Genomic DNA, 13259 nt, shown 5'->3' on the forward strand with positions numbered 1-13259 from the left:
CCCTGGGGCGGCGCAGCGCGCGGGAACGTCGGCAGTGATGCGGGGGCGATGGTCGTCACCACGACGCCGACGGTCGAGGGCCGACCGGTGCGCGCCTATCACGGCATCGTCACCGGCGAGACGATCCTGGGCGCCAACATCTTCCGCGACGTGTTCGCCGGGATCCGCGACATCGTGGGCGGCCGCTCCGCCGCCTACGAGCAATCGCTGGCGCAGGCACGCGAGACCGCGATCGGCGAGATGATGGCCCGGGCGCGTGACCTCGGCGGCAACGCCATCGTGGGCGTGGACCTCGATTACGAGGTCATCAACAACATGCTGATGGTGTCGGCGTCCGGCACCGCGGTCACGATCGCCGAGGCGGGGTGAAGGCATCGTGCGGGACGAAGTGGTGAAGCCCATCAAGGTCTTTCACTGGCGCGGCGAGAACTTCGGCGACGCCCTGTCCCTTGACGTGGTGGCGCATGTCAGCGGCCGGCAGGCGGTCTGGGCCGGTCCGCTCGAATGCGACCTGTTCGCGGTCGGCTCCGTCATCAGCCTGATCGGCGAACGCTTCAGCGAGGCGCCGGAAAACGGCCACCTCCCGTTCATGTGGGGCAGCGGGATCCTGTCGCCTCGCCCCTCGCCCTTCATGTCGCGGATCGAGGTCGTGGCGCTGCGCGGGCCGATCACCGCCGCGCTGACCAACCAAGCTCCTGCACTGCCCTACGGCGATCCGGGGCTTTTCGCCGACGAGCTGCTGGACGAGCGCCCCGAACAGGCCGACCGCATCGGTCTCGTCCCGCATTGGCAGCTGGTGGACACGCCCGAGATGCGGGACCTTGCCCGCGACCCGCGGATCGACCTGATCGACCCGCGCACCACGGACGCGCTGTCGGTCGTGCGCCGGATCGCGGCGTGCCGGTTCGTCCTGTCCTCGTCGCTCCACGGCCTCATCGTCGCGGACGCGCTGGGGATCCCGAACCACTGGCTCACGCCCATCGGGGCGCATGCCACGCCGACGCTCAAGTTCATCGACTACGCCGCCGCCATCGGCCGCCTTCTGGGCGCGCCGCTGGACCCCGACCAGGTGCCGGGCTATCTGTCCGCGCTCCGGTCTGAAACGATGCCCGAGACACTGCCCTACGCCGACGGGATCGCTGCCGCCAAGCAGGCGCTACGCGACAGCTTCCCGGCCGAGCTTCGGGCGAACTGAATGGATGTGACGATATGCTCGAAGTGACCAACCTGCAGGTGAAGCTGGAAGACGAGGACAAGCAGATCCTCAAGGGCCTGACGCTGACCGTCCCCGCGGGCGAAGTGCACGCGATCATGGGCCCGAACGGGTCGGGCAAGTCCACGCTGTCCTACGTCCTGTCCGGCCGCGACGGCTACGAGGTGACGGGCGGCAGCGCGACGCTGGACGGCGAGAACCTGCTGGAGATGGAGCCGGAAGAACGCGCCGCCGCGGGCCTGTTCCTGGCCTTCCAGTACCCGGTGGAAATCCCCGGCGTCGGCAACATGACCTTCCTGCGGACCGCCGTGAACGCGCAGCGGAAGGCGCGCGGCGAGGACGAACTGTCCTCGGGCGACTTCCTGCGGGTGGTGCGAGAGCGCGCCAAGGCGCTTCACATCGACGCCGACATGCTGAAGCGCCCGGTCAACGTGGGCTTTTCGGGCGGCGAGAAGAAGCGCAACGAGATCCTGCAGATGGCGATGCTGCAGCCGCGCATGTGCATCATGGACGAGACCGACAGCGGCCTTGACGTGGACGCGATGCGGCTGGTCGCGGACGGGGTGAACGCGCTCCGCTCGCCCGACCGCGCCTTCCTCGTCATCACCCACTACCAGCGCCTGCTGGACCACATCCGCCCCGACGTCGTCCACATCATGGCCGACGGCCGGATCGTGCGGACGGGCGGCCCCGACCTGGCGCTGGAGGTCGAGCGCAACGGCTATGCCGGCATCGTTGCGGAGGGAACGTGATGACCGACACCGCCGCCCGCACGGCCCCGGCCGAAATACAGGCCCAGGCCCAGACTCAGGCCCAGACCCAGACCCGGGCCGACGCGCCGCAGAAGTCGCGCGGCATCCAGACGCCCGAGGTCGTGGGCGGCACCCAGCCCGCCCCCGCGCCGCGCCTCGAGGCGCTGCAGGCGCCGCAGGACGGCTGCACCGCGGCCGCGCGGCGCGACGCGATGCAGCGGCTCGTCGCTGCGGGCCTGCCGAAGCCCCGCGACGAATACTGGCGCTACACCGATCCGAAGCTGCTGAACGCCGACACCCCGGCCCCCCTCGCCATCGGCGACGAGGAGCCGCAGATGTTCGGCTCGCTCGACCGGCTGCGGCTGGTGTTCGTGGACGGCGTGTTCGACCCCGCGGCCTCGGACGCGCCGGACGCGGACGGCGTGCGGATCGAGACGCTGCAGGCCGCCGACGCGCAGCCGGGCCACTGGATCGCGCAAAGCTACGGCGCGCTGGAGGCGGCGGGGCAGAAGCCCGTCGTCCGGCCCTTCGCCGCGCTGAACACGGCGGTCGCGACGAACGGCCTTGCGATTCACGTCTCGGCCCGGGTCGCGCGCCCGGTCCACATCATCCACCGCCGCCGGGACGAGGCTGCCGACGTCGTCCTGCACCACGTCATCAGGCTGGACGCGGGCGCCGAACTCACGCTGATCGAGACCGGCATGGCCGGCGCGCGCGAGAACACCGTGATCGAGGCCGATCTGGCCCCGGGCGCGCGGCTGCACCACATCGCGGCGATCCGCGCGGCCGGCACCCGGATCGGCGCGCGCCACATCTTCGCCTGCGTGGACGAGGATGCGGCCTTCAAGTCCTTCACCCTGTCGCTCAACGGCACGCTGATGCGGCATGAATCCGTCATCGACATCGCCGGCGACGACAGCGTGGCGCACGTCGCGGGCGCGGTGCTGGGCGACGGCGCGCAGGGTCCGTTCCACCACGACGACACCGTCTTCGTGACCCACGGGGCCGAGCGCTGCGAAAGCCGGCAGGTCTTCAAGAAGGTGCTGAAGAACGGCGCCGTCGGCGTGTTCCAGGGCAAGATCCTCGTGAAGCCCGGCGCGCAGAAGACGGACGGCTACCAGATCAGCCAGGCCCTGCTGCTGGACGACGACAGCCAGTTCCTCGCCAAGCCCGAGCTGGAAATCTACGCCGACGACGTGCGTTGCAGCCACGGCTCGACCACCGGCGCGATCGATCCTGTCGCGCTCTACTACCTGCGCTCGCGCGGGGTGCCGAAGGACAGGGCGATCGTGATGCTGGTCCTGTCGTTCCTGGCCGAGGCGCTGGCCGAGGTCGAGGATGACGACCTGCGAGCCGAGATCGGCGACCGGCTGGAGCTGTGGCTGAACCGTCACGCGACGGCGGACAGCCACCGCGCAGGGTCGGCCTGATGATGGCTGCGCCGGGCCTGATCCCGCGGCTGGCGATGGGGTGGCGCGCGCCTGCGCGCACCGTCCGCGGCCTGCGGGGCATGCGCGACCCGGCGCTGCTGGCGCTGCTGCTGGGCACGCTGGCGATGTATTTCGTAGCCCAGTGGCCCGCCCATGTGCGCGCGGCGGAGGTCGATCCGTCGATCCCGCTGGGCGCGCGGCTGGGCGGCGCGCTGATGGCGACGATGTTCCTGATGCCGCTGGTGGTCTATCTTCTGGCCGCGCTGTCGGGCGTCATCGCGCGCGCGTTCGGCTGGACGGGCACAGGCGCGGACGCGCGGCTCGCGCTGATCTGGACGATGGCGGTGGTCACGCCCCTGATGCTGCTCGCCGGCCTGACGCAGGGGATCGTCGGCCCCGGACCGACTGCGGACCTGGCGCAGGGCATCGCCGGGGCGGCCTTCCTGGTCCTGTGGTTCGTCAACCTGCGCGCGCTGGACGACCGCGCGCCCGATCCGCGCGGCGCGCCATGATCGGCCGGATCATCGACCTGATTGGCGTCAGCGTACGCGACCCCGGCGCCGCCATTGCCGCGCTGAAGGGCCTGGGGGTGGGCCGGCGCGAAAGCTGGCTCACGATCTTCCTTGCCGCATCGGTCGGCGCGATCATGTCGTGCCTCCTGATGCGGACGCTGCCCGGGGCCGAGGCGGGGATGGATCGCCTCGCCTCGCAGCCGATGGGCATGGCGCTGCTGCAGGTCGGGGCAGCTGCGCTTTTCGCCGCGCTCGTCGACCGCGTGGGCCGCCTGTTCGGCGGCACCGGCCGCTTCGACGACGCGCTGCTGGTCACCGCGTGGATCGAAGTCGCGATGCTCGTCGTGCAGATCCCGCAGATCCTGATCAGCATCGCCCTTCCCGCGATCGGCGGCATCCTCAGCCTGCTGTCCTTCGCGCTTTATTTCGTCCTTGCCGTGCAACTGATCCGTGCCGTCCACGGCTTCCGCAATCCGCTGCTGGTGGCGCTCGGCATCGTCGGCACGGTGTTCGTGGCCGGCTTCGCGCTGAGCCTGCTGGCCGCGTCGCTCGGCATCATGCCGGAGGTGTTCGCATGAACTTCGACGCAAGCCGCGTCCGCGCCGATTTCCCGATCCTGTCGCGGCAGGTGAACGGGCGGCCGCTGGTCTATCTGGACAGCGGCGCCAGCGCGCAGAAGCCGCAGGTCGTCATCGACGCGATCAGCGCCGCCTATGCCGGCGAATACGCCAATGTCCACCGCGGGCTGCACTTCCTGTCGAACCTCGCGACCGACAACTACGAACGCGTGCGCGCCACCATCGCCCGGTTCCTGAACGCGCCGCATGAGGACGAGGTGATCTTCACCACCGGCACGACCGAGGCGATCAACCTGGTCAGCTATGCCTGGGCCGCGCCGCGGCTGCAGGCGGGCGACGAGATCGTGCTGAGCGTGCTGGAACACCACGCCAACATCGTCCCCTGGCACTTCCTGCGCGAACGGCAGGGGGTGGTCCTGAAATGGGTCGAGCCCGAGCCGGACGGCAGCCTGCCACCCGAAAAGGTGCTGGCCGCGATCGGGCCGCGCACCCGGCTGGTCGCCGTCACCCACATGTCGAACGTGACCGGCACCATCGTCGATGTCGCCGCGATCGCGCGCGGGACTGACGTGCCGGTCCTGGTCGACGGCAGCCAGGCGGCGGTCCACATGCCGGTGGACGTGGCCGGGATCGGCTGCGACTTCTACGCGATCACCGGGCACAAGCTCTATGGCCCGTCCGGGTCCGGCGCGATCTGGATCTCGCGCGAGCGGCAGGCCGAGATGCGCCCCTTCCTCGGCGGCGGCGACATGATCCGCGACGTCACCCGCGACGCCGTCACCTACGCCGACCCGCCCCTGAAGTTCGAGGCGGGCACCCCTGGCATCGTCAACCAGATCGGCCTCGGCGTCGCGCTGGACTACCTGATGAGCCTGGGGATGGAGAACATCGCCGCCTACGAGGCGACCTTGCGCGACTACACCCGCGGCCGCCTGCGCGAGCTGGACTGGATCGACGTCCAGGGGGACGCGCCGCACAAGGGCGCGATCTTCTCGCTGACGATGGAGGGCGCGCATGCGCACGACATCTCGACCGTGCTCGACAAGCGCGGCATCGCGGTGCGCGCGGGCACGCACTGCGCGATGCCGCTGATGCAGCATTACGGCCTGTCCGCGACGGCGCGGGCGAGCTTTGCGATGTACAACACCACCCGCGACGCCGACGCGCTCATCGACGGGCTGGTGTTCTGCCGCGAGCTGTTCGGGTAAGGCGCCGCGATCCGGGGCGCTGCCCGTGGATGGGCCGACGCCCATCCATCCGGATATTCATCGACAGAAGATGCCGGTTGTTGCGGAAATGCGCGTCCTCACGCCCGGCTTCGAACCGGGAAGCCCGAAGGCGGCGGATTTTCGTCCCACTTCGGCTTCCGCCGCCGCCGCTGTCCGCGGCGTTCGTGGGCTGGACTATCCCTTCAGCAGGGCCGCCCCGAAAGGCTGCCGGAAGCTGCGGCCCGTCTAGTCTCTACACCTTCCCCGACCCGCAGGCCGTGCCGGGGCTTGGCTCGGGATTGCCACCGGCGCGACCCGTGAGGTTTCCCCGAATTTGAGCCGTTCTACGCCGCGCGTTTCCGCGCGGGCACTCCGTTGAAGTCCGCTGCGTTTACCAGTTTCGCCACGTGAGGCGACGCGGGATCCCTTGTGCCGGAACCCGGGCGCGCGGGCAAGGTGCTGGCGGCCCTTCGCGAGTCTGGCGGGTCGTTTGCGCGCGGGATAGATTGCCGGCCATGAACACGCGACTGCGATCCGCCGCCCCGTTCTGGATGTCGCTGGGGCTGGTGCCCCTGGCCATCCTGGCCGCCATGCGCGGCGGCTGGTGGTTTGTGCTGATGCCGGTCTACGCGTGGTACCTGGTGACGGCGCTCGACGCGCTTCTGGGCCTGAACGGCGACAACCCGGACCCCGAAACGCCGACGGCGCAGCTGTTCTGGCACCGCGCGATCACGGTGATCTGGTTCCCGGTGCAGGCGGCGGTGATCTTTGGCGCGATCTGGTATGTGGCGCACACCGGCCATCTCGGCGGATGGGAAAAGATCGGGCTGTTCTTCGGAATCGGGGTCATGTCAGGCACGATCGGGATGGTCTACGCCCACGAGCTGCTGCACCAGAAGCCGGGGCACGAACGCTGGCTGGGCGACCTCCTGCTGGCCTCGACGCTGTATTCGCATTTCCGGACCGAGCATCTGCTGGTGCACCACTCCTGGGTCGCGACGCCCGCCGATGCGGTGTCGGCGCGCTACAACGAGGGGTTCTTCCGCTACTTCCTGCGCGTCCTCTGGACCTGCCCGCGATCGGCGTGGCGGGCAGAGACGCGGCTTCTCGCCCGCGCCGGGCGCAAGGTGCACGACCGGCGCAACCCCTTCTGGCGCTACGCCGCGCTGCAGCTGGGGATGCTGGCGCTCGCGGGAGCCCTGGGCGGGTGGCAGGGTGTCCTGCTGTTCGCCTGGCAGGCCTTCGTCGCGATCTGGCAGCTCGAACTCACGAACTACGTCGAACATTACGGGCTCACGCGCCGGCATCTCGGCGCGGGGCGGTACGAGCATGTCCTGCCGCGGCACAGCTGGAACGCCAGCCACACCGCGTCGAACTGGCTGCTCATCAATCTCCAGCGCCATTCGGACCACCACTACAAGCCCGACCGGCGCTTCCCGCTTCTTCAGACCTACGAGGCGGACGAGGCGCCGCAACTGCCCTTCGGCTATCCGGCGATGACCTTCGTCGCGATGGTGCCGCCCTGGTGGCGGCGGCGGATGAACCCGCGCGTGCGCGCCTGGCGGCGGCAGTTCTATCCCGACATCGAGGACTGGCGCCCCTACACCACCGGCGCCAACCCCCGGCCGCGCGGGGCCTTGTAGCGGCGTCGCCTGCGAGAGGGCCTGCCTTCGTGACCTGGCATGGCATCAGCGACCACGCGATGCATCGCGGCCACCTGCCCGCGTGAGCCGCGCCGCCGCTGACATGAAAAAGCCCCGCCGTGCGTCACCGCGCGGCGGGGCGAGTTTGTCCCCCGGACCCCGTGACGGAACCACGGGCAGGGGGACACCGGCGAGCCGGTCAGGCGAGGTCGCTCTGCGACATCTCGGCCCGGATCTGCTGGCGCAGAAGGTCGATCGGAACCATCCGACCCTCGCGCCTGAAGTGCCAGTAGGTCCATCCGTTGCAGCTGGGCGCGCCTTCCAGCGCCGCGCCGACCTGGTGGATGGACCCCTTCACGTCGTTCCCGATCAGCGAGCCGTCCGCCCGCACCCGCGCCTTGTGGCGCGCGTTGATCGACCACAATTCCTCGCCCGGGCGCAGCATCCCGCGCTCGACCACCTGCCCGAACGGCACACGCGGCTCGGCCCGCTTGCCGGTGGTGGTGCCGAGCGCGCTCATGTCGAGCCGGCGCACGCGCGAAAGGCGGCGCTCCGCGACGTCGCGGTACGCGGCCTCGCGCTCGATCCCGATGAAGTCGCGGCCCAGCATCTTGGCGACCGCGCCGGTGGTGCCGGTGCCGAAGAACGGGTCGAGGATCACGTCGCCGGGGTTGGTCGTCCCCACGATGACGCGGTGAAGCAGGCTTTCGGGCTTCTGGGTCGGGTGCGCCTTGCCGCCGTCCTCGCCCTTGATCCGCTCGGACCCGGTGCAGATCGGCAGCGTCCAGTCCGAGCGCATCTGGATGCCGTCATTGAGCGACTTCAGCGCCTCGTAGTTGAAGGTGTACCTGCCGCCCTCGCTGCGCGAGGCCCAGATCAGCGTCTCGTGCGCGTTGGTCAGGCGCTTGCCGCGAAAGTTCGGCATCGGGTTCGACTTGCGCCAGATCACGTCGTTCAGAAGCCAGTAGCCCTGGTTCTGCATTTCCGCGCCCACGCGGAAGATGTTGTGATAGCTGCCGATCACCCAGATCGCCCCGTCGGGCTTCAACAGCCGGCGGGCCGCGGCGAGCCAGTCGCGGGTGAAGGCGTCGTAGGCCGCGAAGCTGCCGAACTGGTCCCACGCGTCGTCCACCGCGGCGACCTTGGAGTTGTCGGGGCGGTGCAGGTCGCCGCGCAGCTGCAGGTTGTAGGGCGGGTCGGCGAAGATCAGGTCGACGCTCGCCTCGGGCAGCGCGCGCATCTGTTCGACGCAGTCGCCCGCGAGAATGCTGTTCAGGGGCAGCGCGGCGCCCGTGCGGGTCTGGTCGGCCGGCGCGCGTGGCGCGCGGCGGGTCGGGATGGTCTGCGTCATGGACTGCCTCAGGGGTCGCCGGCTGGTGCCGATCTTTCTGCCCCGGATGATGAGTCAGGACCGATTCGCGGTCAAATAGTATTTTGAATCAAGCACTTGCCTTTTCGTCTTTACACAAGATGTTGTGCACCGGCGCAAAGTCGCGCCTATGGAACGGGGTTGCGCCCAGTTCCCGCAGCGCCTTCTTGTGCGCGGGCGTGGGATAGCCCGCGTTGATGTCCCAGCCATAGCCGGGGTGCTGTTGCGCCAAATCCACCATCACCCGGTCGCGCGTCACCTTGGCAATGATCGAGGCGGCCGCGATCGACGCCGACTGCGCGTCGCCGCCGATGATGGCGCGGCCGGCGACCGACAGCCCACTCGGGATACGGTTGCCGTCGATCAGGGCGACGCAGGGGCGGGCCCTCAGCGCCTCGACCGCGCGGCACATGGCCAGGTGCGCGGCGTGGTAGATGTTGATCGCGTCGATCTCCTCCACCGTGGCGTGGGCCACGGCCCAGTCGGCGCAGGCCATGATCCGGAGCGCGAGGCGTTCGCGGTCGGCGGCGTTCAGCTTTTTCGAGTCGTTGAGACCGCGGGGGATGCCACGAGCGGGCAGGATCACCGCCGCCGCCGTCACGGGTCCGGCAAGGGGGCCGCGCCCCGCCTCGTCCACGCCGCAGACGAGGATCGCGCCGTCGGCCACGGCCTCGCGTTCGTGGCGCATGCCGCAGGGCGCGCCCGGCCGCGCGCGGGGGCGCGGGCGCGGGTCGTGCAACTGTGGTCCGAAAAGATCCTTCATGCGCCCTGTCCCTTTTCCCGGGACAATAGCGCAGGCGGCGCCGGCGGTGAAACCCCGCCGGCGCCGGTTCGTCAGCGCGAGAGCGCGGTCGTGATCGCGTCCACGAAGTCCGGGATGTCGGCGGGCTTGCGGCTGGTGATGTAGTTGCCGTCCACGACGACGCTTTCGTCCTGCACGTCGGCGCCGGCGTTCTTCATGTCGGTGCGGATGCTTTCGTAGCTCGTCATGCGCTTGCCGTTGACCAGCCCCGCCTCGATCAGAAGCCACGGCGCGTGGCAGATCGCGGCGACGGTCTTGTTCGCGGCGGCGAAGTTGCGGACGAGATCGACGGCGGACTTCTCGACCCGCAGCAGGTCCGGGTTGATCTGCCCGCCGGGCAGCACCAGCGCATCCCATTCATCGACCTTCACGTCGTCGATGGCGAGGCCCGCCTTCACCGTCTTGCCCCAGTCGGTCTTGTCCCAGCCTCGGATCTTGCCGGTCTTGAGCGAGGCGATCTCGACCGTCGCGCCGGCCTTTTCCAGCTGCTTCATCGGCTCGGTCAGCTCGGATTCCTCGAACCCGTCGGTGGCCATGATGAGCACGCGCTTGCCGGTGATGTCCTGTGCCATGCGGCATTCCTTTCCGTTTCGTCCCATCGGCAACGTCGGGCCCGGGCGGGCCGTTCCGCCTCATGTTTGATGGATCAGAACGGGAAGGTCGCGGGCGGCAGCGTCTCGGCCACGGCCCGCATCATCGCAAGCTGCCCGCCGCGGTCCGACAGCATCCGCACGGCGGCGCGTGCGGCGGCCGTCATGTCCCGGCAGGCGGCGGGATTGGTGCGGGCCCAGTCCAGCCGCTCGGGCAGGTCGGGGCAGCCGGGTTCAAGCGGGATGTAGTGTTCCCAAGGGCGGAACAGGGCGGAGTAGTAGACCTCCCACCCCGCCTCTTCCTTCAGGACGACGGAGTTCGAGTTCGCGGCCCAGATGAAGTTGGTGCCCACGTCGAAGCCCGACAGGCAAAGCTGGTAGCGATAGGCCAGCATCTGCGCGCGCGACAGCCGCGGACGTGCAAGGCGGGCCAGCGGGTCGCGGTCGGCGTAGGGCTGCAGAACCATCGCGGGGACAAGGCCCAGGTCCATGTCGGGCCGGTCCGCGTACCGCGCCAGGATCGCCGCGCGGGGGATGGTCGCGGCGGCATCGCCCGCCGCCTGCCACGCGGCGGGGTCGCCCGGCGTGCGCGCGGCGCGGCCGAACAGGGTGTGCGCGGCGGGACCGATGGTCCCGTCCGGCTGGCGGCTGTTCCCCGACAGGCTGCCGCGCCACACCACGGCATCCTGCTTGTCCGCGAAGTCGCGGTCGTCGGGGCTTTCCGGCAGTGCGAAGCTGGTGTTGCCAATCGCATGAAGGCCGGGCAGCGGCCACAGGACGACGTTCTGCGCCCCGTCGCGGCGGTTGTAGGCCAGCACCGGCTCGGCCAGCGGCTCGCCCTCGTCCGACCCGATCCGGCGGCCGTCCTGCATGTCGATGTGGAAGGGCTTGCCGAAGGCCACCGCGCGCAGGTCGTTCGCCACCCCCTCGATCCGTTCGATCTTGTGGGGACCGGGCCGCGCGACCAGCCGGCGCGGCTCGGCGGTGGTGAGCGCCAACGGCCAACGCGACCCGTCGCGCCGCCATGCTCCCTGCCTGCCGTTGAACCAGGCATAGACCCCGGACACCGCCTGCGTCACGCCGCCCGGCCCCGGCTCGATCCGGCCGACGCAATGCGCGACCAGCCGGTCGATCGTGGCCGCGTCGATCAGCCCGCGAGCGCGGTTCACCGGCGCGCGGTCATCGTCGATGAGCGCGAGCGCGCGGGCGGGATCGGCAGGCTCGACCCGCATCGGCAGGCCCGCCGCCTTCAGTCCCGGCACATGGGGCGCCAGCGCGCGGCGCAACCCCTCTTCGTCCAGCCGGTCGATCGCCAGCTCAACGTAGCGCCCGGTCGCGCCGAAGCGCGCGCGCACGGCGTTCAGGTGTTCGTTCCAGTCGGCCGTCCAGAGTTGCGGCAGGTCCGCCACCGCGCAGCCCCGGTGCAGGGCCGTCATCGGCGCCGACCGGCCGAGATCGGTCGCGGTCAGTCGCTCGGCCAGCCAAGGCTCGATCTCGCGCGTCGTCATCACGATCAGCGCGCCGGGAAAGTGCCGGTCGATCCAGTCGAGTTCGCGGAACGCCTCGACCGGCGGCCGTTCGGGACCGGCATGGCTGTGGAGTTCAGCGATCAGGGACAGGCCGCGCCACGCCTCGACAGGGGGGCGGTTCGCGGCGGCGAGATACGCGATCTCGCGCGCGGCATGGCCCCGGTCCCAGCACAGCACGGGCAGCCCGTTGCGACGGAACAGACGCGCGAGCGCCTGCCCGCCGCAACTGTCGAAGCCCACGTGGATCACCTGCCGCGACGGCGCGGCGGGCCGGGCAGCTTCCGTCATCAGGCCTTCAGCGATGCTTCGCGCGGCAGCAGGATCGTGGTCAGACCCAGCACCGGCAGGAACGAGCAGACGAGGTACACGAACTCGATCCCGCGCGCGTCGGCCACCTGCCCGAGGAATGCCGCCGCGACCCCGCCCATGCCGAAGGCGAAGCCGAAGAACAGCCCGGCGATCATGCCGGTGCGGCCCGGCACCAGCTCCTGCGCGTAGACGACGATCGCCGGGAAGGCCGAGGCGAGGATCAGCCCGATCAGCACCGAGAGGATCGCGGTCGGGACCAGCCCGACATGCGGCAGCAGCAGCGTCAGCGGCAGGACGCCCAGGATCGACACCCAGATTACCGTGAGCGGGCCGACCCGGTCGCCGATGATCCCGCCCAGCATGACACCCGCCGCCATGCCGCCGAGGAACAGAAACAGCATGACCTGGCTCATCTGGGTGCTGATGCCGAACTTCTCGATCAGGAAGAAGGTGTAGTAGCTCGACAGGCTCGCGGTGTAGAAGTTCTTGGTCATCACCAGGAGCGCCAGCACCGCGATCGCGCCCACGACCCGGCCGCGCGGCAGGGTCGGCGCGGGGGCGTGAAGCACCTTGGCGGCGCGGCGGCGCCCTTCGGCCCAGGTGCCCACGCGCCAGAGCGTCGCGGCCCCGGCCAGGGCGAACAGCGCGACCCAGCCGATCACCGGGCGGCCCAGCGGCACGACCAGGAACGCCGCCAGAAGCGGCCCGAGCGCCTGCCCGAAGTTCCCGCCGAGCTGGAACAGCGACTGCGCCGTCCCGAAGCGCCCGCCCGACGCGATCCGCGCCACCCGCGAGCTTTCGGGGTGGAACACCGACGACCCGATCCCGATCAGCATCGCGCCGACCAGCAGCCAGCTGTAGCCGGGCGCGCGCGACAGCAGCGCGACCCCGGCGAACGTAGCGAGCATGCCCACCGCGAGCGACCTCGGCATCGGCCGCTTGTCGGTCACCATGCCGATGAGCGGCTGCAGGATCGACGCGGTCACCTGGAACGCGAAGGTCATCAGCCCGATCTGCGCGTAGGTCAGCGCGAACTCGTCCTGCAGCAGGGGGTAGATCGCCGACAGCAGCGACTGCATGACGTCGTTGATCATGTGGCACAGGCTGAGCGTGGCGAGGACGGACCATGCCGTGACGGATGCGGCCGAGGCAAGGGGCGCGGCCGAGGCAAGGGGCGCGGCGGATGCGGTCGTTCTGGCGGCGGACTGGCTCACGGTGCGACTTCCCGGGACGGCGATGAGGGTATCTGCCGGAAAGGGCGCCTGCGGCCGCCGATTGTCAACGTCCCGCAGGCGCTTCGCTGGTCGATCCGGCATTGCGCCGG

Annotated in this window: 13 protein-coding genes; 8 read left to right on the forward strand and 5 right to left on the reverse strand. The window is 70.2% G+C overall.

The window, feature by feature from the left end:
- The first annotated feature begins 48 nt into the window (after positions 1-48).
- The 8 genes from ELI80_RS04465 (at position 49) to ELI80_RS04500 (ending at position 7336) form a co-directional block, all read left to right on the forward strand.
- The gene (locus tag ELI80_RS04465) at positions 49-369 is read left to right on the forward strand and encodes a heavy metal-binding domain-containing protein (RefSeq protein ID WP_136649895.1); all 321 of its coding nucleotides are present in this window, start codon (positions 49-51) and stop codon (positions 367-369) included.
- A 22-nt stretch (positions 370-391) separates the two neighbouring features.
- The gene (locus ELI80_RS04470) at positions 392-1195 is read left to right on the forward strand and encodes a polysaccharide pyruvyl transferase family protein (protein WP_161596425.1); all 804 of its coding nucleotides are present in this window, start codon (positions 392-394) and stop codon (positions 1193-1195) included.
- A gap of 14 nt (positions 1196-1209) precedes the next feature.
- Entirely contained in the window at positions 1210-1965 is a 756-nt protein-coding gene (gene sufC / locus ELI80_RS04475; protein WP_136649831.1) for a Fe-S cluster assembly ATPase SufC, read from the forward strand.
- Positions 1965-3395, forward strand: a complete 1431-nt coding sequence (locus ELI80_RS04480) for a SufB/SufD family protein (RefSeq protein ID WP_136649832.1) — start codon at positions 1965-1967, stop codon at positions 3393-3395. The genes sufC and ELI80_RS04480 overlap by 1 nt, the downstream gene beginning before the upstream one ends.
- Positions 3395-3907 (forward strand): hypothetical protein, encoded by a 513-nt coding sequence (locus tag ELI80_RS04485; RefSeq protein WP_136649833.1) that lies wholly within the window; start codon positions 3395-3397, stop codon positions 3905-3907. Before ELI80_RS04480 ends, ELI80_RS04485 begins: the two co-directional genes overlap by 1 nt.
- Positions 3904-4485, forward strand: a complete 582-nt coding sequence (locus ELI80_RS04490; RefSeq protein WP_136649834.1) for a Yip1 family protein — start codon at positions 3904-3906, stop codon at positions 4483-4485. The genes ELI80_RS04485 and ELI80_RS04490 overlap by 4 nt, the downstream gene beginning before the upstream one ends.
- Positions 4482-5693: a cysteine desulfurase gene (locus ELI80_RS04495; RefSeq protein ID WP_136649835.1), complete on the forward strand. Its 1212-nt coding sequence runs from the start codon at positions 4482-4484 to the stop codon at positions 5691-5693. The genes ELI80_RS04490 and ELI80_RS04495 overlap by 4 nt, the downstream gene beginning before the upstream one ends.
- 515 nt (positions 5694-6208) lie before the next feature.
- A complete protein-coding gene (locus tag ELI80_RS04500) occupies positions 6209-7336 on the forward strand; it encodes an alkane 1-monooxygenase (RefSeq protein WP_136649836.1) in 1128 nt (375 codons plus the stop codon).
- A gap of 199 nt (positions 7337-7535) precedes the next feature.
- Here ELI80_RS04500 and ELI80_RS04505 read toward each other — a convergent pair whose 3' ends face one another.
- The 5 genes from ELI80_RS04505 to ELI80_RS04525 all read right to left on the reverse strand — a co-directional run bounded on the left by ELI80_RS04505 (position 7536) and on the right by ELI80_RS04525 (position 13149).
- On the reverse strand, positions 7536-8687 hold the full coding sequence (locus ELI80_RS04505) for a site-specific DNA-methyltransferase (RefSeq protein WP_136649837.1): 1152 nt from the start codon (positions 8685-8687) through the stop codon (positions 7536-7538).
- Positions 8688-8775: 88 nt separating this feature from the next.
- Complete coding sequence (rnhB, locus tag ELI80_RS04510) at positions 8776-9393, reverse strand: ribonuclease HII (protein WP_136649896.1); 618 nt, start codon at positions 9391-9393, stop codon at positions 8776-8778.
- 146 nt (positions 9394-9539) lie between these two features.
- Entirely contained in the window at positions 9540-10079 is a 540-nt protein-coding gene (locus ELI80_RS04515) for a type 1 glutamine amidotransferase domain-containing protein (protein ID WP_136649838.1), read from the reverse strand.
- 74 nt (positions 10080-10153) lie between these two features.
- On the reverse strand, positions 10154-11914 hold the full coding sequence (locus tag ELI80_RS04520; protein WP_136649839.1) for a glycosyl transferase family 90: 1761 nt from the start codon (positions 11912-11914) through the stop codon (positions 10154-10156).
- Positions 11914-13149, reverse strand: a complete 1236-nt coding sequence (locus ELI80_RS04525) for an MFS transporter (RefSeq protein WP_236641322.1) — start codon at positions 13147-13149, stop codon at positions 11914-11916. The genes ELI80_RS04520 and ELI80_RS04525 overlap by 1 nt, the downstream gene beginning before the upstream one ends.
- Between the last annotated feature and the right edge of the window lie 110 nt (positions 13150-13259).

Source organism: Paracoccus aeridis (genome assembly GCF_004923205.2).
GTDB classification, from domain to species: domain Bacteria; phylum Pseudomonadota; class Alphaproteobacteria; order Rhodobacterales; family Rhodobacteraceae; genus Paracoccus; species Paracoccus aeridis.

Bases quoted from the DNA above. Each gene is read 5' to 3' on its own strand.
- ELI80_RS04500 (WP_136649836.1), top strand. From the start codon at position 6,209: ATGAACACGCGACTGCGATCCGCCGCCCCGTTCTGGATGTCGCTGGGG.
- ELI80_RS04485 (WP_136649833.1), top strand. From the start codon at position 3,395: ATGATGGCTGCGCCGGGCCTGATCCCGCGGCTGGCGATGGGGTGGCGC.
- ELI80_RS04490 (WP_136649834.1), top strand. From the start codon at position 3,904: ATGATCGGCCGGATCATCGACCTGATTGGCGTCAGCGTACGCGACCCC.
- ELI80_RS04515 (WP_136649838.1), bottom strand. From the start codon at position 10,079: ATGGCACAGGACATCACCGGCAAGCGCGTGCTCATCATGGCCACCGAC.
- ELI80_RS04480 (WP_136649832.1), top strand. From the start codon at position 1,965: ATGACCGACACCGCCGCCCGCACGGCCCCGGCCGAAATACAGGCCCAG.
- rnhB (WP_136649896.1), bottom strand. From the start codon at position 9,393: ATGCGCCACGAACGCGAGGCCGTGGCCGACGGCGCGATCCTCGTCTGC.
- ELI80_RS04520 (WP_136649839.1), bottom strand. From the start codon at position 11,914: ATGACGGAAGCTGCCCGGCCCGCCGCGCCGTCGCGGCAGGTGATCCAC.
- ELI80_RS04465 (WP_136649895.1), top strand. From the start codon at position 49: ATGGTCGTCACCACGACGCCGACGGTCGAGGGCCGACCGGTGCGCGCC.
- sufC (WP_136649831.1), top strand. From the start codon at position 1,210: ATGCTCGAAGTGACCAACCTGCAGGTGAAGCTGGAAGACGAGGACAAG.
- ELI80_RS04495 (WP_136649835.1), top strand. From the start codon at position 4,482: ATGAACTTCGACGCAAGCCGCGTCCGCGCCGATTTCCCGATCCTGTCG.
- ELI80_RS04505 (WP_136649837.1), bottom strand. From the start codon at position 8,687: ATGACGCAGACCATCCCGACCCGCCGCGCGCCACGCGCGCCGGCCGAC.